General features: G+C 72.7%; 21 protein-coding genes and 1 pseudogene. 11 read left to right on the top strand and 11 right to left on the bottom strand.

The genetic code is table 11. The features are described 5' to 3' along the window. Positions 1 to 13: 13 nt before the first annotated feature. A complete protein-coding gene (locus tag G567_RS0112295; protein WP_028930228.1) occupies positions 14 to 757 on the bottom strand; it encodes a siderophore-interacting protein in 744 nt (247 codons plus the stop codon). Between the two features lie 67 nt (positions 758 to 824). Between G567_RS0112295 and G567_RS35165 the strand changes: the two are divergent. The 3 genes and pseudogenes from G567_RS35165 to G567_RS33155 form a co-directional block, all read left to right on the top strand. Continuing rightward, positions 825 to 1138, top strand: a pseudogene (locus G567_RS35165) (transposase); the annotation flags it as partial. Then, positions 1118 to 1276, top strand: coding sequence for an IS200/IS605 family accessory protein TnpB-related protein (locus tag G567_RS37165; protein ID WP_245585643.1), 159 nt, complete (start codon positions 1118 to 1120; stop codon positions 1274 to 1276). The pseudogene G567_RS35165 and the gene G567_RS37165, both read left to right, overlap by 21 nt. Before the next feature lie 12 nt (positions 1277 to 1288). Continuing rightward, entirely contained in the window at positions 1289 to 1519 is a 231-nt protein-coding gene (locus G567_RS33155) for a zinc ribbon domain-containing protein (RefSeq protein WP_084796093.1), read from the top strand. Positions 1520 to 1614: 95 nt separating this feature from the next. On the opposite strand, the gene G567_RS0112280 is transcribed toward G567_RS33155, so the two are convergent. Continuing rightward, on the bottom strand, positions 1615 to 2214 hold the full coding sequence (locus tag G567_RS0112280; protein WP_028930225.1) for a TetR/AcrR family transcriptional regulator: 600 nt from the start codon (positions 2212 to 2214) through the stop codon (positions 1615 to 1617). A gap of 51 nt (positions 2215 to 2265) precedes the next feature. Here G567_RS0112280 and G567_RS0112275 point away from each other — a divergent pair, with 51 nt between their 5' ends. After that, positions 2266 to 3753 (top strand): flavin-containing monooxygenase, encoded by a 1488-nt coding sequence (locus G567_RS0112275; RefSeq protein ID WP_245585641.1) that lies wholly within the window; start codon positions 2266 to 2268, stop codon positions 3751 to 3753. 110 nt (positions 3754 to 3863) lie between these two features. Then, positions 3864 to 4808: an NAD(P)/FAD-dependent oxidoreductase gene (locus tag G567_RS0112270; protein WP_028930223.1), complete on the top strand. Its 945-nt coding sequence runs from the start codon at positions 3864 to 3866 to the stop codon at positions 4806 to 4808. 1 nt (position 4809) lies between these two features. Here G567_RS0112270 and G567_RS35480 read toward each other — a convergent pair whose 3' ends face one another. Continuing rightward, positions 4810 to 4947 (bottom strand): hypothetical protein, encoded by a 138-nt coding sequence (locus G567_RS35480; protein ID WP_186814198.1) that lies wholly within the window; start codon positions 4945 to 4947, stop codon positions 4810 to 4812. A 347-nt stretch (positions 4948 to 5294) separates the two neighbouring features. Between G567_RS35480 and G567_RS0112260 the strand changes: the two genes are divergently transcribed. The 3 genes from G567_RS0112260 (at position 5295) to G567_RS0112250 (ending at position 9220) form a co-directional block, all read left to right on the top strand. Beyond that, positions 5295 to 6665, top strand: coding sequence for an FAD-binding oxidoreductase (locus G567_RS0112260; protein ID WP_028930222.1), 1371 nt, complete (start codon positions 5295 to 5297; stop codon positions 6663 to 6665). After that, positions 6662 to 8104, top strand: a complete 1443-nt coding sequence (locus tag G567_RS0112255; protein ID WP_037056986.1) for an AMP-binding protein — start codon at positions 6662 to 6664, stop codon at positions 8102 to 8104. The genes G567_RS0112260 and G567_RS0112255 overlap by 4 nt, the downstream gene beginning before the upstream one ends. Before the next feature lie 96 nt (positions 8105 to 8200). Beyond that, positions 8201 to 9220, top strand: a complete 1020-nt coding sequence (locus tag G567_RS0112250) for a PHP domain-containing protein (RefSeq protein WP_028930220.1) — start codon at positions 8201 to 8203, stop codon at positions 9218 to 9220. Between the two features lie 68 nt (positions 9221 to 9288). On the opposite strand, the gene G567_RS0112245 is transcribed toward G567_RS0112250, so the two are convergent. The 3 genes from G567_RS0112245 to G567_RS36185 are packed head-to-tail and all read right to left on the bottom strand — an operon-like array spanning position 9289 to position 10818. Beyond that, entirely contained in the window at positions 9289 to 9837 is a 549-nt protein-coding gene (locus tag G567_RS0112245) for a DUF1707 SHOCT-like domain-containing protein (RefSeq protein WP_028930219.1), read from the bottom strand. Between the two features lie 10 nt (positions 9838 to 9847). Continuing rightward, positions 9848 to 10342 (bottom strand): cupin domain-containing protein, encoded by a 495-nt coding sequence (locus tag G567_RS0112240; RefSeq protein WP_084796091.1) that lies wholly within the window; start codon positions 10340 to 10342, stop codon positions 9848 to 9850. Then, positions 10339 to 10818: a helix-turn-helix domain-containing protein gene (locus tag G567_RS36185; RefSeq protein WP_147201014.1), complete on the bottom strand. Its 480-nt coding sequence runs from the start codon at positions 10816 to 10818 to the stop codon at positions 10339 to 10341. The genes G567_RS0112240 and G567_RS36185 overlap by 4 nt, the downstream gene beginning before the upstream one ends. 155 nt (positions 10819 to 10973) lie before the next feature. Between G567_RS36185 and G567_RS28425 the strand changes: the two genes are divergently transcribed. Beyond that, positions 10974 to 11819, top strand: coding sequence for a glycoside hydrolase family 16 protein (locus G567_RS28425; RefSeq protein WP_245585642.1), 846 nt, complete (start codon positions 10974 to 10976; stop codon positions 11817 to 11819). 49 nt (positions 11820 to 11868) lie between these two features. Here the strand turns inward: G567_RS28425 and G567_RS28420 are convergent, their stop codons facing one another. Both G567_RS28420 and G567_RS0112220 read right to left on the bottom strand, forming a co-directional pair. After that, positions 11869 to 12855 carry a carbohydrate kinase family protein gene (locus G567_RS28420; RefSeq protein ID WP_245585640.1) on the bottom strand — a complete coding sequence of 329 codons (987 nt, stop codon included), beginning with the start codon at positions 12853 to 12855 and terminating at the stop codon, positions 11869 to 11871. A 6-nt stretch (positions 12856 to 12861) separates the two neighbouring features. Then, entirely contained in the window at positions 12862 to 13305 is a 444-nt protein-coding gene (locus G567_RS0112220; RefSeq protein WP_028930216.1) for an SRPBCC family protein, read from the bottom strand. 46 nt (positions 13306 to 13351) lie between these two features. On the opposite strand from G567_RS0112220, the gene G567_RS0112215 reads away from it, so the two are divergent. Together G567_RS0112215 and G567_RS0112210 are read left to right on the top strand one after the other, a co-directional pair. Further along, entirely contained in the window at positions 13352 to 14371 is a 1020-nt protein-coding gene (locus G567_RS0112215; protein WP_028930215.1) for a CobW family GTP-binding protein, read from the top strand. Between the two features lie 31 nt (positions 14372 to 14402). Beyond that, complete coding sequence (locus tag G567_RS0112210) at positions 14403 to 15515, top strand: alpha/beta hydrolase (RefSeq protein ID WP_028930214.1); 1113 nt, start codon at positions 14403 to 14405, stop codon at positions 15513 to 15515. Positions 15516 to 15519: 4 nt separating this feature from the next. Here G567_RS0112210 and G567_RS0112205 read toward each other — a convergent pair whose 3' ends face one another. The 3 genes from G567_RS0112205 to G567_RS0112195 form a co-directional block, all read right to left on the bottom strand. Continuing rightward, positions 15520 to 15798, bottom strand: a complete 279-nt coding sequence (locus tag G567_RS0112205) for a hypothetical protein (protein ID WP_028930213.1) — start codon at positions 15796 to 15798, stop codon at positions 15520 to 15522. Positions 15799 to 16013: 215 nt separating this feature from the next. Then, on the bottom strand, positions 16014 to 16430 hold the full coding sequence (locus G567_RS28415) for a DUF6027 family protein (protein ID WP_211223908.1): 417 nt from the start codon (positions 16428 to 16430) through the stop codon (positions 16014 to 16016). Positions 16431 to 16549: 119 nt separating this feature from the next. Continuing rightward, positions 16550 to 18226, bottom strand: coding sequence for an FAD-binding dehydrogenase (locus G567_RS0112195; protein WP_028930212.1), 1677 nt, complete (start codon positions 18224 to 18226; stop codon positions 16550 to 16552). Between the last annotated feature and the right edge of the window lie 144 nt (positions 18227 to 18370).

Genomic DNA, 18370 nt, shown 5'->3' with positions numbered 1-18370 from the left:
GCGGGCGGAGCGCTCAGCGAGCGCGCCAGTAGCCCGTCGCGTAGACGGCGCGGCGGTCGAAGCCGCGCTCGCCGATCAGGTGTCCGCGCAGCTCCTTGACCGCCGCTGACTCGCCCGCCAGCCACGCCTGCCCGCGCCCGTCCGGATACGTCGCGGCGCGCACCGCATCGACCATGGGTTCGCCGGCGGCACGGGCGCCCCGGTGCACCCAGTGCACCTGCGCCGACCCGGGGAGTCGCTGTTCCTCGTCGGTGTCGGCGACCTCCAGATAGGCCACCGCGGGGACCTGCGGTGGAATCGCTTCCAGCACCGTGGCGACGGCGGGCATCGCCGTCTCGTCGCCGATCACGACGTGGAACTCCGCCGCCGGGTCGAGCGTCCAGCGTCCGCCGGGCTCGGAGACCCCCACCCACGCGCCGGGTCGGGCGTCGCGCGCCCACGCCGCGGCGGGGCCGTGGCCGGAGTGCAGCACGAAGTCGACGTCGAGCTCCCCGGCGCCCTCGTCGAAGCGCCGGACGGTGTACGTGCGGATCGTGGGGCGAGCCTCGCCCGCGGGCCACACCGGCCCGCCGGTGCTGGCGCGGGGGACGGCCGGACGCTCCTGGCCTTCGACCGGGAAGAACATCTTGACTCTGCGGTCCGGGCCGCAGCCAGGGAAACCCGTCAGCTCGTCGCCGGTCAGGGTGATCCGGATCATCCGCGGGGTGATCCGCTCGCTGCGCCGGACCTGCAGCAGCCGTGGTGCCGTCGTCGTCATCGAGTCTGCGGCGTGGAAGCCCCGGCTTCAGCCGTGGGGAGGAAACGCCGCTCCCTCCTTTCACTGAATGAAGCCCTACCATGTGAGTATGGGGTCCCGGGTGGTGAAGCGGGCGTACCGCTACCGCTGCTACCCGACCAACGAGCAGACGGTAGGGATGGACGCCGGGATCACCAGCCTGGTCACCCTCTCCACCGGGGAGAAGATCGCCAACCCGCGGCACGAACGGTGCGACCGCAAGCGGTTGGCGTTGGCGCAGCGTCGGCTGGCCCGCACGCAGAAGGGACCGGCGAACCGGCCAAGGCCCGTGCGAAGGTAGCGAAGATTCACTGCCGGATCCGGGATCGTCGCCACGACTTCCTGCACAAGCTGTCCACGAGGATCATCCGTGAGAACCAAACGGTGGTCATCGAGGACCTGAACGTCCGCAATCTGGTGGGCAACCACCGTCCGGCCCGCGCGATCAGCGACGCGTCGTGGTCGCAGTTGCGGCGGATGCTGGAGTACAAGGCCGACTGATACAGCCGCACCGTGATCGCGATCGACCGCCGGTATCCGAGCAGCAAGACTTGCTCGGCGTGCGGGGCGATCGCCGAGAAGTTGCCGCTGGCGGTGCGGGAGTGGACGTGGCGGTGCGGCGCGGTCCACGACCGGGACGTGAATGCGGCGGTCAACATCAAAGCGGCCGGGCTGGCCGTGCTCGCCTGCGGAGACGGGGTAAGACCGGCCAGGGCGAAAGCCCCGGCGGGCGACCGTCGCTGAAACAGGAAGATCCCCACCGCGAGGTTGGGAATCCCCGCTTCCAAGCGTGGGGAGGAAGTCAACGGATGGCATTCTGCCTCCGCGCTACTCGCTGCTCACGGGCGCCTTGGCGCAAGCCCCGTCCAGACCAGGTCCATCAGGTACTCGGTGGCCTGCTCGCCGGTGAGCCGTGGGTCGCGGCCGCGCCACACGGCCAGCCGCTCACAAGCCCCGACGATCACGTTGGCCCAGCCGATGAGCCGGTGCGGGTCGGCGTCGGGAACCTGCACCGCGAGCATCCCGGCGATGAAGTCGGTCTGCTGGCGGCGGATCTCCTCGAGCGCGGAGCAGGTGGCGGCCGAGATCGCCGACTCCGAGCACAGCAGCGCCCACGCGGGGCGCTGGACGTCGAGGAAGTCGAAGAACGCCTTCGTGCCGCGGCGCAGCATGTCCTCCGGACCGTCGGCGGCGGCCGCCGCGACGGAGGTGACCTCGAGCAGCTGGGTGCGGGTTTGCGTGATGCAGGCCAGCAGCAGCCCCTCCTTGGAGCCGAAATGGCTGTACAGCACGGGTTTGGTGACGCCGACCTGCTTGGCGACGGCGTCCATCGACGCGTTCTGGTATCCCCGCTCGGAGAATACGGCCACGGCGGCGTCGAGGATCTGCCGCTCGCGCTCGGCCCGGCCGACACGTTGGCGGGGGGCCCTGGTCTCCACGGCGGAGACCCTATCCCAGGGAACTTACCCGTGGTAACTTACCGTTCGGTAATGAGACTGGAGGGGCGGGCGATGGCCGAACGGGTCCCTTCGGACGTCGAGATCGTCATCGTCGGCAGCGGGTTCGCCGGCCTCGGCGCCGCGGTGAAACTCGATGAGGCCGGCCGGCCCGACTACGTGATCCTGGAGAAGGACGACGCCCTCGGCGGCACCTGGCGGGACAACGACTACCCCGGCTGCGCCTGCGACGTCGAGTCCTATCTGTACTCCTTCTCCTTCCGGCCGAATCCGAACTGGACCCGCACGTTCGCGCGGCAGCCGGAGATCTGGGACTACCTCGAGGACATCGCCGATCATTACCGGCTGCGCGATCGCATCCACTTCGGAGCCCGGGTCGTCGGCGCGGAATGGGACGGCTCGCGTTGGGAGGTCCGGATCGCGGACGGCTCGACGGTCCGCGCCCGGTTCGTCATCTGGGGTACCGGAGCGCTGCACGTGCCGTCGATCCCGGAGATCGACGGGCTCGACCGGTTCGCCGGCACCGCCTTCCACTCCGCGCGGTGGGACCACTCGCACGACCTGCGGGACAGGCGGGTCGCCGTGATCGGCACCGGGGCCAGTGCGATCCAGTTCGTCCCGGCCATCGCACCCGGCGTCGCATCCCTGACGCTGTTCCAGCGCACCGCGCCCTGGGTGCTGCCCAAACCCGACCGCCCGATCAGCGACCGCACCCGTCGGCTGACGGCGCGGTTCCCGGTGCTGCAGAAGCTGATCCGCTGGAAGCTCTACTGGCAGCACGAGATGCTCGTCGCGGGTTTCCTCAACCCGCGGTTCATGACGCTGATCGCGCGCTTCGGCCGCCGCTGCCTCGACCGCGCCTTCGCCGGCGCGCCCGCGCTCAAGGCCGAACTCACCCCGACCTTCACCATCGGCTGCAAGCGCATCCTGCTCTCCAACGACTACTACCCGACGCTGCGCCGGGACAACGTCACGGTCGAGACCGGCGACATCGCCCGGATCACCGAGAACGGCGTGGTGACCGCAGACGGCGTCGAGCACGAGGTCGACACGATCATCTTCGGCACGGGATTCAAGGTCGGCGACGGGATGGCGCAGGTGGCGGTCACGGGCCGCGGCGGCGTCAAGCTCGTCGACGCCTGGCGCGACGGCAGCCAGGCGCTGCTCGGCACGACCGTCGCGGGCTTCCCGAACCTGTTCCTCGTGGTCGGTCCGAACACCGGCCTCGGGCACAGCTCGATGATCTACATGATCGAGTCGCAGCTGAACTACATTCTCGACGCGCTGCGTGTCGTCGACCGACACGGAGCCACGGCGATCGACACCGTCGCCGAGCGGCAGGACGCGTTCAACGCCGAGATCCAGTCCCGGCTGGAGAACGCGGTGTGGAGCCAGGGCGGCTGTGTGAGCTGGTACCTCGACGAGCACGGTCGCAACCGCACGCTCTGGCCCGGCTCCACGTTCAGCTTCCGCAGGCGCACCCGCAGGATCGATCCGGCCGACCACGAGCTGCTGGTCTGATCCCCCTGTGAGTGCGTAACAGTGTTAGAACACTGTTACGCACTCACAGGGCGTTTCACCTGGGGTTATTCGGCGGGGCCCGCGTGGATCTCCTCTAGGCTGACCGGACCATGTCCGTGGTGGTCGTCGGAGCCGGCATCGCCGGGGTCGCCTGCGCCCTCGAGCTGCGGGCGGCCGGGGTGGCCGTGCGTGTGCTGGATCGGGCGCCGGTTGTCGGCGGGCGGATGGCCAGCCGAGAGCTGCACGGGCGGGTCGTCGACTACGGCGCCGCGTACTTCACCGTGCGCGACCGCGAGTTCGCCGACGTCGTTGCCCATTGGCAGGCGCGTGGCCTCGCCCGGCCGTGGACCGCGGAGCTCGCCGTCCTGGACGCCGGGGGCAGGGGGCACTCACCGGGTCCGATGCGCTGGGCCGCCCCGGGCGGGCTGCGCAGCCTGGTCGCCGATCTCGCCGCGGGACTCGACCTTCAACTCGGCCACGAGGTGCGCCGCGTCGGCCCCGGCCCGGTGGTCGACGGCGAACCCGCCGACGCCGTGGTGCTCGCCATGCCGGACCCGCAGGCCGTCCGTCTGCTCGATCCGGCCTCGCCCGCCGCGGCGTGCGTGACCGGTCGAGCCTGGCACCCGGTGCTCGCCGTCGCCGCGGGTTTCCCGGAGCGTGAGTGGGCCGACCTGCCGGCCGCGTTCGTCAACGACCATCCCGTGCTCTCGCTCGTCGCCGACGACGGTGACCGCCGCGGCGACGGCGCGCCGGTGCTCGTCGCGCACTCCACCGCGGCGCTCGCCCGCCGCTACGACAGCGACCCCGACGCCGCGGTGGCCGCGGTGGTCGGTGCGGTTCGCGACCTACTCGGACTCGCAAGTTATACAGTGTGGACGGACATCCATTGGTGGCCGTGCGCCGCGCCGGAGATCGGACGCGACGAGCCGTTCCTGTTCGGCGACGACGGCATCGGGCTGGCCGGTGACGGCTGGGGCAGCCCGCGGATCGAGACGGCCTGGCGGTCCGGCACCCTGCTCGGCCGAGAGCTGGCTCGCCGGCGGCGCAGCGACTGAATCAGTCGAGGGCGTGCAGCGACAGGAGGATGTCCTCCGGCGGCTCGCCGGCCCGGACCTCCCCGATGCGGCGCGCCGTCCAGCCCTCGCCGTCGTGCAGCGCCAGCATCATCCGCTCGTCGAAACGCAACCGGGACAACGCGGCCCGCCCGTCCGCGCGGCCGACCGGTCGTCAGCCGGCCTGCGGCCTCGGGCGCCCGCGGAGATCGGCCCGGAACAGCGGGGCGACCAGGCCGACGACGATGCGCAGCAGCCGTCCGGCCGGACCGGGTCATGAACTTGACGAAACCCACGTGAGGCCTCCGTAGCAGGTCGCGGATGTGGTCACTGGGTTGGACGGGCGCCGCGGCGGATCGTGGACAGCGCGGTGTCGGCCGCATTGGCTAGGTTGACGTCGTGCCAGCGCCGTCCACCCGACCGTTCGGGGACCAGCATCCGCAGGCCACGCTCACCGAGGCCGGGCCACACGATCCCGCCGCCGAGGCGGTGCTCGCCGAGCTGCGTGCCGCGCTGCCGGCCGATCGCCTGCTCACCGATCCCGACACCGTCGCCCCCTACGTGCACGACGAGGCCGAATGGGCCGACCACGGCCATCCGGTCGTGGTGGTCCGTCCGCGGGGCACCACCGAGGTCGCCGCCGTCGTCGCCGCCTGCGCGCGGCACCGGGTCCCTGTCGTCACCCGCGGGGCCGGCACGGGGCTCTCCGGCGGCGCCAACGCCGTCGAGGGTTGCGTACTGCTGTGCACCGAGCGGATGCGCGACATCGTCGAGATCAACGAGGCCGAGCGGCTCGCGGTGGTACAGCCAGGCGTGGTCAACGACGATCTGCGCGCGGCCTGCGCCGAGCGCGGGCTGTGGTACCCGCCGGACCCGGCGAGCGCCCCGTGGTCGACGATCGGCGGCAACGTCGCGACCAACGCCGGCGGCCTGTGCTGCGTGAAGTACGGCGTGACCCGCGACTATGTGCTCGCGCTCGAGGTCGTCACGGCCGCCGGGGAGGTGGTCCGTCTGGGCCGGCGCACCGCCAAGGGCGTGGCGGGCTACGACCTGGCCGGGCTGATGGTCGGCTCCGAGGGCACCCTCGGCGTGATCACCGAGATCACCGTGCGGTTGCGGCCGCTGCGCACCACTCCACCGCGGACCGTCGTCGGGTTCTTCGACACGCTCGCCGAATGCGGCGCCGCCGTCGCCGCGGTCACCGCGCAGGGACTGCAGCCCGCCGCGTTCGAGCTGATCGACCGGCACTGCCTGCGCGCGGTGAACGAATGGCGCCGCGCCGGGCTGCCCGAGGACGCGGCCGCGCTGCTGCTCGCGCAGACCGACCTGCCCGAGCCTGCCGCGACCGCGGAGGCCGAGGCGTTCCACGCCGCGTTCGTCGGCGCCGGGGCGAGCGAGGCGATCATGTCGACCGATCCGGTCGAGGCCGAGGCGTTGTTCGAGGCGCGGCGGCTCGCCTACCCGGCGTTCGAGCAGCGCGGCGACGCCCTGCTCACCGAGGACGTGTGCCTGCCCCGCGGGCGGCTGGCCGAGATGCTCGAGCGGGTCGAGGAGATCTCGGCCCGCAACGACACCTTCATCGCCAACGTCGCGCACGCCGGCGACGGCAACCTGCATCCGTTGATCATCGTTCCGCACCGGGACCAGGCCGCGAAGGCGCGCGCCCAGGTGGCGTTCGACGAGATCGTCGACGCGGCGATCGCGCTGGGCGGCACGGTCACCGGCGAGCACGGCGTGGGCCTGCTCAAACGGGCCGGGATGCACAAGGAGCTCGGCCCGGGGGTGCTGGCGCTGCAGCGCGCGGTCAAGGCGGCCCTGGATCCGCACGACATCCTCAACCCGGGCAAGGTAGTGGGGTGAGCCAGCCGCTTCTCCCAGCCCTGCTCGACCCGTCCGACCGCCCCGCCCTGACCTTCCCCGACGGGGAGTTGACCTACGCGCAGCTGGCCACCGCCGCAACCGAGCTGGCGGGGGCCCTCGCCGGTCGCGCCCGCGTCGCGGTGTGGGCGACGCCGACGCTGCCGACCGCCGTTGGGGTCGTCGCCGCGCTGATGGCCGGTGTGCCCGTGGTCCCGATCAATCCGAGGATCGGCGAGCGCGAACTGGAGCACGTCGTCTCCGACGCCGCCCCCGACACGGTGCTGGCCGCCCCCGACGCCGAGCTCCCCGCCCCGCTCACCCACCTCTCCCGCGAGCCGGGGTTTTTCCGCGAGCGAGTCGGGGCGTCGTGCAGCGCTCCGCCGCACGAGCCGGCGCCGGACGCCCCGGCGTTCGTCATCTACACCTCCGGCACGACCGGCCCGCCGAAGGGCGCGGTTCACACCCGCGCCGCGATCGCGGCCAACCTCGACGCGCTCGCCGACGTCTGGGCCTGGACCGACCGCGACCGGCTCGCCCACGCGCTGCCGCTGTTCCACGTCCACGGGCTGGTGCTCGGGGTGCTCGGCCCGCTGCGTCGGGGCGGCTCGCTGCATCACCTCGGCGGGTTCGACGCCGCCGGCCTCGCCGCCGCGGTCAGCAGCGGCGCGACGATGGTGTTCGGCGTCCCCACGCATTACCACCGGCTCGCCGACGAGCTCGCCGCGGACCCGGACGCCGCTGCGGCGATCGGGCGCGCCCGCCTGCTGGTGTCGGGTTCGGCGGCGCTGACCGCCGTCGACCACGCGCGGATCGAGAAGGCCACCGGGCTCGCCGTCCGAGAGCGCTACGGGCTGACCGAGACGCTCATCCTCACCGCGGCCCGGGCCGACGACGAGGCCGAGCCCGGCACCGTCGGGCGCCCGCTCCCCGGAACCGAGGTCCGGCTGGCCCCGTTGGCCGCCGACCCGGACGCCCCGGTGGGCGACGACGAGCTGGGCGCGGTCGAGGTGCGCGGCCCCGGCCTGTTCTCCGGCTACCTCAACCGGCCCGACGCCACCGCCGCCGCCCACACTCCCGACGGCTGGTTCGCGACCGGTGACATCGGACGCTGGACGCTGTCCGGGTCACTCGCGCTGGTCGGCCGGATGGCATCGGATCTGATCAAGTCCGGCGGATACAAGATCGGGGCCGGGGAGATCGAGAACGCGCTGCTGGAGTACCCGGGCGTCGCCGAGGCCGCGGTGATCGGGGTCCCGGACGACGATCTCGGCGAGCGCGTCGTCGCCGTCGTCGTCCCGGCCGGTGAGCCGCCCACCGCGCGGACACTGATCGACCACGTCGCCGCGCTGCTCGCCCCGCACAAGCGCCCGCGGGAGATCCGGTTCGTCGAGGCGTTGCCGCGCAACGACATGGGCAAGGTGCAGAAGCGCCGCCTGTAACTCGTCCGCGAGTCGCGGTATTTCCGTGGCCGAGTCGCGGTACTTCCGCGACGAGGCATCGCGCTCGCCGACGGCCGCGGTGGCACGATCGCGGTCGTGACCGACCCTCGCGACCCGGTGGCCGACCTGCGGCGCATCGCCTTTCTGCTGGAGCGCGCCCACGAGTCGACCTACCGCGTCCGCGCCTTCCGGGGCGCCGCTGCGGCGCTGCGCCGCCGAACGCCCGACGAGCTCATCCGGCTCGTCGAGTCGGGCGAGCTGCGGCAGATGCGCGGCGTCGGCGAGGTGACGGCCCGCTGCGTGGCGGAGTCGCTGGCCGGTGAGGTGCCGGTCTATCTGCGGCGGCTCGAGGCGACGGAGGGGACGCCGCTCGACGAGGCGGCCGCCGGGCTGCGGGCGGCGTTGCGCGGGGACTGCCACACCCACACCGACGCCTCCGACGGCGGTTCGCCGCTGCGCGAGATGGTCGAGACCGCCCGCGAGCTGGGCCACGAGTACCTGGTGATCACCGATCACTCGCCCCGGCTGACGGTGGCCAACGGGCTGTCGGCCGAGCGGCTGCGGGCCCAGATCGAGCAGATCACCGAGCTGAACGCCGAGCTCGACGGGTTCCGGGTGCTGACCGGCATCGAGGTCGACATCCTCCCCGACGGCGCCCTCGACCAGGAGGAGGAGCTGCTCGCCGAGCTCGACCTCGTCGTCGCCAGCGTGCATTCGCAGCTGCGGATGCCGCGCGCGGAGATGACCGAACGGATGCTCAGGGCCATCGCGAACCCACACGTCGACGTGCTCGGCCACTGCACCGGCCGGATGGTCACGGGGAGGCGCACACGGCCGGAGTCGCAGTTCGATGCCGACGCCGTGTTCGCCGCGTGCGCCGAACACGGCGTCGCTGTGGAGGTGAACTCGCGACCCGAGCGGCTCGACCCGCCGAAGCGGCTGCTGCGGCTCGCGGTGGAGGCCGGCTGCGAGTTCGCCGTCGACACCGATGCCCACGCGCCCGGCCAGCTCGACTGGCTCGACCACGGGGTCTCGCGTGCGATCGCGTGCGGGGTGCCGGCGGGGCGGGTCGTCAACAGCTGGCCGGTGGAGCGGCTGCTCGCCCAGCGGCGGTGAGCCCGGCCCGCCTCGGTCACGGAAATACCGCGACTCGCGCTCGGAACACCCCGACTCGCGGGGATGGGTCAGCGGGAGCTGCGGAGTTTGGCGTCGCCGATCAGGGAGAACATCCGCACCCGCACGGTCGGCGTCCCCGGCACCCGCGGGACCGGTGCCAGGTCGATCCTGCGGTCCCCGAGCAGGGTGAACCCGCCCAGCTCCACTTCGACGCCCTCCGGCGCGATCACCTCGACATCGCCGATCAGACTGTAGATGTCGATCTCGATCGGGCCCTCTTCGGTGATCACGGCGCCGCGCAGGTCGAGCTCGATATCGCCGATGAGCAGCACCGCCGACGTCCGGCGGCGCAATGACCAGCGGCCCCGCCTGCGGATGTCACCGATCAGGCCGACCAGCCAGGACCGCGCCGGGGCGGTCTGCCCGACAACGGCGGCGGGCAGGTCGGCGACGGTCCGGTCGATCTCCGCGGGGGTTGAGGCCCGCCAGATGAGCGCGCTGCGGTCGGTGAACTCGTCGAGGGTCAGCCTGCCCTCACCCACCGCGCGCTCGAGCTGCTGCTGCGCGGTCTGCCGCCGCGGATCGAGTGACTCCGGCGGCTGGGGCGAGACGCTCATGGACGCAACCCTACGTGTCCGGTTCGTCGGGTACCACCTGTTTCCCGGGCAGCAGTTCGAAGTCCGCGAAGTCGAACCCGGGGGAGACGACGCAGCTGACGAGTGCGGGTTCCGGACCGAGGAGCCGGGCCGCCTGCCAGCGCCTCGGCGGGACCGGGCGCTGGGGGAGCGCCCCGGGTCCGGGCGGTCCGAGGACCACCGTGGTGGGGTCGGCAGGGACGGGGCCGTCCCCGCCGAGGCAGAGCGCGACCGGCGAACCGCCGTGCCAGCACCACAACTCCGTCGAGCGGACCCGGTGCCATCGGGACTCGCCGTCGAGCAGGTACAGGATCATGGTTGCGCTGGGCCGCGGCCCGGATGCGGTCTGGACCACCATCGGCGAGGTCCACGTCCGCCGGTACCAGCCGCCCTCGGGATGCGCCGTCAGGTCGAGCTCGATGGCCAGCCGCGGTCTCCTGGTCTCCTCCCGGCCGTAACCGGCCGGGACTCCGGCCGTGCCGCTCATGCGGCACCTCGGTGGGTTCCCGCTTCGCGGGCAACCGCCGGAGCGGGCTCCGGTCTGACGTCGCCTCCACAGGCGTTTGCCGTCTCCGCCGGCCCGGCGGCCACCCGGCGACCCCCGGCCAGGATGTTGCGGGCGGCATTCAGGTCGCGATCGTATGCGGTGCCGCAGGGCGGACGGGTCCATGACCGGACCGAAAGACGGACCGCCTTGCGGCGGTTCGCCGAACCCTTCTGCTTCCGCACCAACGCTCGCTGGGCGCGGGCGAGCCGCCGTCGCGACCGTAGATACCGCGGGTTCTCAATGACCTCGCCGATCGCGTCGTTGTAGACCACCCGGGCGCACCCGAACGCCCGCGCCTGCCCCCGGGTGGGATAGACGCGGTACCGGTATCGGACGATCACCACCCGCACATCGTGGCAGCGACCGCCGAGGATCCCGCTGCCGTCGGGCCAGGCGGGCGTGGGTGCTCGCGGCATCCACTACCGCGTGTGAGTAATTCTTCACGGACAGTGGCCATCGACGGCGCCCGGATGCCACTCTTGCGGGTGGATTCGCTCCGTTCCGATCACGATCCGCGGTGGAATGTGGAGGCTGGTGGGGCAGATGTGACAGGAGGGGGGCAGTGGTGCGCATGTCGGATACCCGGCGGGTACTGGTCGCGGTGCTCAGCGGGTTCGCCCTGTTGGCGTGTGCGGTACCGGACTCGGAGCAGCCAGAACCCGCCGTCCCGTCGTCGCAGTGCACCGTCACCGCGGCCGACCGCTACGGCTGGGGCGAACCGACCCGGGCCTCGCATTTCGAGCAGGACGGTGCGCTGCCCCCCGACTGGCACGCCTACGGTCCCGAGCCGGGGCACAACAAGCAGGGCGTCCGCACCCCGGACGCCATCACGGTGAGCGCCGGCGTCGCGACCATCCGCGGCACCGTCGACGGGACGACCGGGGCGATGAGCTGGCATCCGGGGCAGCGCTTCGGCCGCTGGGAGGCGTGTGTCCGCTCCGACCCCGCACACGGCGGGTTCAACGCACTGCTTCTGCTGTGGCCGGTGGCGGAGGACTTCCCGGTCGGCGGTGAGATCGACTGGATGGAGATCATGTCCGACGACCGCCAGGAGACCAGCTTCTTCCTGCACTACGGGACGGACAACCAGCAGGACTACGGGTCGGTGCGGCACGACTCCACCCAATGGTCGGCGTATGCGCTGGAGTGGACGCCGGAGCGGATGACGGCCTACGTGAACGGCGAGCCGTGGTACACGAACACCGACACCGACCACTTCCCGCCGCGACCGATGAACATGACCATGCAGCTGGACTACTTCCCGCCCGCGGCCGGGGACGCCGCGATGCATCTCGACTGGGCCAAGCAGTGGGCACTGCCCGAGAGCGAGCCCGCGGAACTGTCGCTGGCTCCCGGCGACCCGGCCACCGGTCAGCCGCGCGACTACCCCGAGCGCGCCCCGCGCCGGCTCGGCTAGATCTCGTGGGCGGCGGCGGGCGAATCGATCTGGGGCCGTTCGCCGCCGCTCACGACCCTCGCCGCGCGGCCTGCCACCGGCCTGCCAGCTCGCCGGCCGTGGGTGGGTCCGCCCCGCGCCGCGAGCAGGTGATCGCCGCGGCGGCGACGGCGTCGTCGAGCACGTCGTCCAGGCTCGTCGCGTCGATCGCGCGCAGGGCGGCCCGGTTGGCGGCGCCCAGCAGACCCCGGCGGTGCAGTCCGGCGAGCAGCGCCGCGGAGAAGCTGTCGCCGGCGCCGACGGTGTCGACCACGGCGACGCCGCGGCCCGGCCGCCGGGCGCGCAGCCCGGATGCGGTGCCCGCGAGGACGCCGTCTCCGCCGAGCGTGATGGCGACCAGGGCGGGACCGCGGCCGAGCCAGTCGTCGAGCACGTCCGCGGGAGCACGGCCGGGCAGCAGCCACACCAGGTCCTCCGCGCTGACCTTGACGACGTCAGCGGTCGCCAACAGCTCCGCCACCCCGGCCCGGACGCGGCCGGGATCACCCATCAGCGGCGGCCGACAGTTCGGGTCGTAGCTGATCGTCGCCGCGGCCGCGGCCGCGGCGAGCAGCTCGCGCAGCACGGCGGCCCCGGGCGGGGTCGTCAACGCCAGCGAGCCGGAGTGCACCGCGACGACGGGGCCCGCGGGCCCGGGGTCGAGGGCGCCGGCGAGCTCGCCGGGCGACCACTGCCAGTCGGCGGTGCCGTCGATGCGGAAGTCGTAGCTCGCGACGCCGTCGGCGTCCACCGAGACCAGCGCGAGCGACGTCGGCTCGGTCGCCGCGACGGCATGGGTGAGGTCGACGCTGTTCGCCGCGAGATGGGTACGCAGCCGCTCGCCGAGCGGGTCGGCGGCCAGCCGGGCGAGCATCCGGGTCGGGACGCCGAGCCGGGCCAGCCCCACGGCGACGTTGGCCGGACTGCCGCCGGGGGCGAGCTCGAAGTACCCGCCGACCGGGGCGGGCACGATATCGACCAGCGCCTCGCCGGCGACCGCGACGATCCCCGGCCGCAACGCCGGTCAGCTCCGCACGGCGTGGTCGAGGTTCGCCAGCACCGTGTCGTAGATCCGCTTGAGCCCCTTCGGCGCGAAGGTCTTCTCGAAGAACCCGCTGATCCCGCCCGCGCCCTGCCAGCTCGTCGTGATGGTGACCGAGCTGGAGTCGGCGCCGACCGGGTTCACCGTCCAGGTCGTGACCATGCTGGAGTTCATGTCCCGCTCGATGAGCTGTCCCGGGGTGGGCTGGGTGACCTCCACATGCACGTCGCGCACCCGCCTCGGGGTGGCGGCGAGCTTCCACTCCGCATCGGTCCCGGCGCCGAGGCCGCCGCTGCGCACGGCGTAGTCGCGGTAGTGCCCGGTGAGGATCGACGGGCGGGTGGTCCGGTAGTCGGCCACGGCGGCGCGCACCCGGTCGACGGGAGCGCCGATCGTGCGCTCCGCGGTAGCGGTGACGGTAGCCATGCCGCCTATCCTGCCGCCGTCCCGGGCCGCGTGATAGGGATGGCCGGTGCGCAGCAGGCGTGTCCCCGTTCTCGTCCTCGCCGGATTCCTCGGCTCGGGCAAGACGACACTGCTCAACCACCTGCTCGCACACAGCCTCGATGTGCGCATCGGCGTGATCGTCAACGACTTCGGCAACATCGGCGTCGACGCGATGCTGATCGGCGGGCAGGCCGACGGGGTGGTGTCGATGGGCAATGGCTGCCTGTGCTGCACCGTCGGGGAGGAGGGCGTGGGCCCGCTGCTCGACCGGCTCGCCCATCCTGGCACCGATATCGACGTGATCGTCATCGAGGCCAGCGGGATCGCCGAACCGGGCGTGCTCGTGCAGCTCGTCCTGACCTGCGGGAATCCGCATATCACCTACGGCGGGCTGGTCGAGGTCGTCGACGCGGCGGAGTTCGAGGCCACCCGGGGGCGGCGCCCCGAGATCGACCGCCATCTCGAGCTCGCCGATCTGGTCGTGCTCAACAAGGTCGACCGGGTGGACGCGGCGCGGCTGTGGCGGGTGCGGCGACTGTGCCGGGACGCCAACGAGCGGGCCCCGATCGTCCCGGCGAGCCACGGGGCGGTCGACCCGCGGCTGCTGTTCGATATCCGGGTGGTCGCCGGGCGGCAGCTGATGCTCGGCCAGGCGCCGGAGCCCGGCCGTGACTGTCACGATCACGACGGGCACCTGCACGCCGCCTATGATGTCTGCTCGTTCGTCAGCGACCGGCCGCTCGACCCGCGACGCTTCGTCGACTTCCTGGACCAGCGACCCACGGGTACCTACCGGATCAAGGGTTTCGTCCACTTCGGATCGACCGGTCACCGGCAGCGGTTCGGGTTGCACGCCGTCGGCCGGTACCTGCGGTTCGATCGCTCGCCGTGGCCCCGCGGTGAGCCGCGCCGGACCAGCCTGGAGCTGATCGGGTCCGGTGTGGACCATGATCCGCTGCGGGCCGCGCTGCGAGCCTGCGAGCGGACCGAACCGGCCGACGACGACGCGATGCTCGCGGTGCTGCGCTACACGTTCTCCGGGTGAGCGGTGCGCGCCCTCGGCGTACCGTGCGGACATGGTCCGATCGAGGGCCCGGGTGCGGGCGTTGCGAATGGGGTTCAGAGTCCTCTTCGGATTGCCGAGGCCGGTGAAGCGGCGGCTGGCGGGGGCACCGGTGCGGGTCGACGGGCAGGTCCTCGATCTGGACCTGCAGTTGCTCAACCGCGCCGGTCAGGTCCTGGTCAGCGCCAACGACGGCCCGATCGGTGAGGCGACGCTGGCGGAGCAGCGCAGGCAGGCCGATCTCGCGGCCGATCTCGCGAACGACAGCGGGCTCGACGATATCCACACCCGCGACCTCGATCTGCCCGGACCGGACCGGCCGATCGCCGCCCGGCTCTACGTCCCGCCCGCGGCGCCCGAGCCGTCCGGGCTGCTCGTCTACTACCACGGCGGCGGGTTCGTCCTCGGCAGCCTGGCCTCGACCGATCCGCTGTGCCGGCTCATCGCCGCACAGTCCGGGCTGCGGGTGCTGTCGGTGGACTACCGGCTGGCGCCGGAACACCCCTATCCGGCCGGTCTCGAGGACGCGATCGCGGCGTTCCGCTGTGCCCGGTCGCAGGCCGCGTCGCTCGGCGCGGACCCCGAACTGCTGGCCGTGGGCGGCGACAGCGCCGGAGGCAACCTCGCGCTGGTCGTCGCGCACCAGGAGGGTGCGACCGAGGGCCCGGCGTTCGTCCTCGCGCTCTACCCGGTCACCGACGCGGAGCGAGGCGGCGGCTCGCGCGAGCTGTTCGGGACGGGTTTCGGGCTGACCGCCGAGTTCCTCGCCCAGCTGGAACGGCTGTACCTGCCCAACGGCGTGCCCTCCGACGACGTCCGCGGGGCGATCCTGCGCGCCGAGGACCTGTCCGGGATGCCGCCGGTCTACCTCGCGACAGCCGGGTTCGACCCGCTGCGCGACGAGGGCGAGGAGCTGGTCGACCGGCTGCGCGCTTCGGGCGTCCCGGTGGTCGCACGGCGGTTCGCCGGACTGGTCCACGGCTACGCGAGCTTCACGGCGGCCAGCGCCGCGGCCCGCGACGCGACCCTCGACGCCGCCAGCGCGGTCCGGACCGGGCTGGTCCTGGCCCGGACCGCGAACCAGGTCGGACGACGCTCGACGGAGCGTGGCACGCGGCTGTTCTGACGGGTCAGGAGCCCAGCTCGACGGCCAGTTCGGCCGCGGTCGCGAGGTCGGTGGCCAATGCCTCTCGGTCGGCCACCGACAGCTCCAGCGCGTTGACCTCGGCGAGCAGCGCGACCGCGGCGTCGCGTTCGCCGGTGCGCAGCCGTAGCCCGGCGAGGTAGACCAGCGCCCTGACGCGGCGGGCTCGTCGTCGCTGTCGCTGTGCCTGCTGATCCGCAGCCAGTTGCCCCCGGGATCGACGACCGTGAATCCGCCGGGGGCGCCTGCGCCGTGGCCGGGTCATCCGCGGAAATCCCGGACACCGGCACCTTCCCGAACGCGGCGCGCAGGTGCCCGTCCACACCGGCAGCAGCGACGACGAGTGGCGGGAGCGACGCGCCCCGCTCCTGTACGAGCGCATCAGCGGGCGCTGGACCGCTTCGCCTTCGGTCTCGACCTCGTCCTCGACTCCATCGACGCCCGGATCGTGGCGGCGCGAGGGTGACCCGGAGGGCTACGTCAGCGATATGACCGCGTCTCGGTCTGATCCGTCCCGGGATACAGCGACGGCTCCTGCAGCGGGGCCCGCAACCAGTTCACCATTGCCGACAGGCGCCGGTAGGCATCCAGCCTGGCCTCGTCGGTGCCCGCCGCCTCGGCGGCGGCGATGGGCTCCCACAGCCGGTGGATCATCGCTGGACCCAGCTCCAGCAGGCCGCCGGAGCCGGTCGTGGCGAACCGCGCCAGGACGTAGCGGACGAGAGCACCCTCGGGGACCCCGGTGGTGCGGCTCAGCCCGCGGATGGTTGCCGTCGGGTCCAGCCGCATGTAGTCGGCGACCTCGGCCTTGAAGTTTGCGTCCGGGTCGTCCTCAGGCCAGGGGCCGGTCCAGCGGTCGAGCCGGACCAGCGGCTCCTCTTCGGCGTCGTCGGGCATGTCCGGCATCGTGCCCTATGCTGCCGTGCCGGCGCCCACCTCGCCGCCGGAAGCCGTAGCGGCGTCTGCGGGGTGGATCTCCTCGCAGGAGCCCGGTCGAGCTCGCGTCGACCCGGTGATCAGGCGGTCGCGACCGCGACCGCCTGCCCGGTCTGGCGCCCCGAGAACAGGCAGCCGCCCAGGAAGGTCCCTTCCAGTGAACGGTAGCCGTGCATGCCGCCGCCCCCGAACCCGGCGATCTCGCCCGCGGCGTACAACCCGGGGATCGGCTCGCCTGCGGCGCCGAGCACCCGCCCGGACAGGTCGGTCTGCAAGCCGCCCAACGTCTTGCGGGTGAGGATGTTGAGCCGCACGGCGATCAGCGGCCCGTTGCGGGGATCGAGGATCTTATGCGGTCGCGCCACCCGGACCAGCCGGTCGCCGCGGTAGCGGCGCGCCCCGCGCAGCGCCGTGATCTGCAGGTCCTTGGTGAACGGGTTGTCGATCTCGCGGTCGCGGGCGACGATCTGGCGTTCGAGATCGGCGAGGTCGATCGGCGGGGCGCCGGTGTCGGCGGCCAGCTTGTTCATTCCGGCGAGGAGCTCGGCGAGGGTGTCGGCGACCACGAAGTCGGCGCCGTGGCGCTTGAACGCCTCGACGGGGGCGGGCGCGCCGGGGCTGACCCTGCTCAGGGTGAGCCGGATGTCCTTGCCGGTCAGGTCGGGGTTCTGCTCCGACCCCGAGAGCGCGAACTCCTTCTCGATGATCTTCTGGGTGAGCACGAACCACGAATGGTCGTAGCCCGTTTCCATGATTGTCTGCAGCGTTCCGAGGGTGTCGAAACCGGGGAAGTTCGGCGCCGGGAAACGGCGTCCGCGGGCGTCGAACCACAGCGCGGAAGGGCCGGGCAGAATCCGGATCCCGTGCCGGGCCCAGATCGGGTTCCAGTTGCGCACGCCCTCGGTGTAGTGCCACATCCGGTCGCGGTTCACCACCCGCCCACCCGCCGCCTCGGTGATGCCGAGCATCCGCCCGTCGACATGCTCGGGCACCCCGGAGATCAGCCTCCTCGGCGCGGGCCCCAGCCGCGCGGGCCAGCTGGCCCGCACCAGGTCGATGTTCGCGCCGATCCCGCCCGCGGTGACGATGACCGCCTGCGCCCGCAGCTCGAACCCGCCGATCTCGGTCCGCGAGCTCGCCGCGCCCCGCACGGCGCCGGAGGGTTCCAGGACCGCGCCGCGGACGCCGTCGACCACCCCGTCGGTGACGCTCAGCTCGTCGACCCGGTGCCGGGACCGCAGCTCGACCCGTCCGGTGGACACATGCGCGCGGACCCGGTGCACGAACGGCTCCAGCACCGCGGGCCCCGTGCCCCAGGTGACGTGGAAGCGGGGGACGGAGTTGCCGTGCCCGTCGGCGAGGTAGCCGCCGCGTTCGGCCCAGCCAACCACCGGGAACCAGCGCATACCCTGCGCGTACAGCCAGGACCGCTTCTCCCCGGCGGCGAAGTCGACATAGGCCTGCGCCCAGCGCCGGGCCCAGTAGTCCTCGCCCGCCGGGTCGTCGCTGCCGCGGTCGAACCCGGCGCTGCCGAACCAGTCCTGCAGCGCGAGCTCCCGCGAGTCGCGGACGCCCATCCTGCGCTGTTCCGGCGAGTCGACGAGGAAGAGCCCGCCGAAGGACCAGTACGCCTGCCCGCCGAGCGATGCCGCGGGCTCCTGGTCGAGCACGATCACCCGCCGTCCCGCGTCGGCCAGCTCCGCGGTGGCGACGAGTCCGGCAAGGCCCGCGCCGACCACGATCACCTCGGTGTCCATCGCCCGCTCCTCGCTCGTCGGAGATCGATTGACACCGAGCATGCCAGTGCGGCTCGCCACCTCAGCACGTCATGGAGCCATAACGTGCAAAGCGCCCGCGCCCCCAACGCGTTATGGAGCCATGACGCGGTCTGGGATGCGTCG

The organism is Pseudonocardia asaccharolytica DSM 44247 = NBRC 16224, assembly GCF_000423625.1.
Lineage (GTDB): Bacteria > Actinomycetota > Actinomycetes > Mycobacteriales > Pseudonocardiaceae > Pseudonocardia > Pseudonocardia asaccharolytica.
This window is presented reverse-complemented; position numbering and strand designations above follow the sequence as displayed.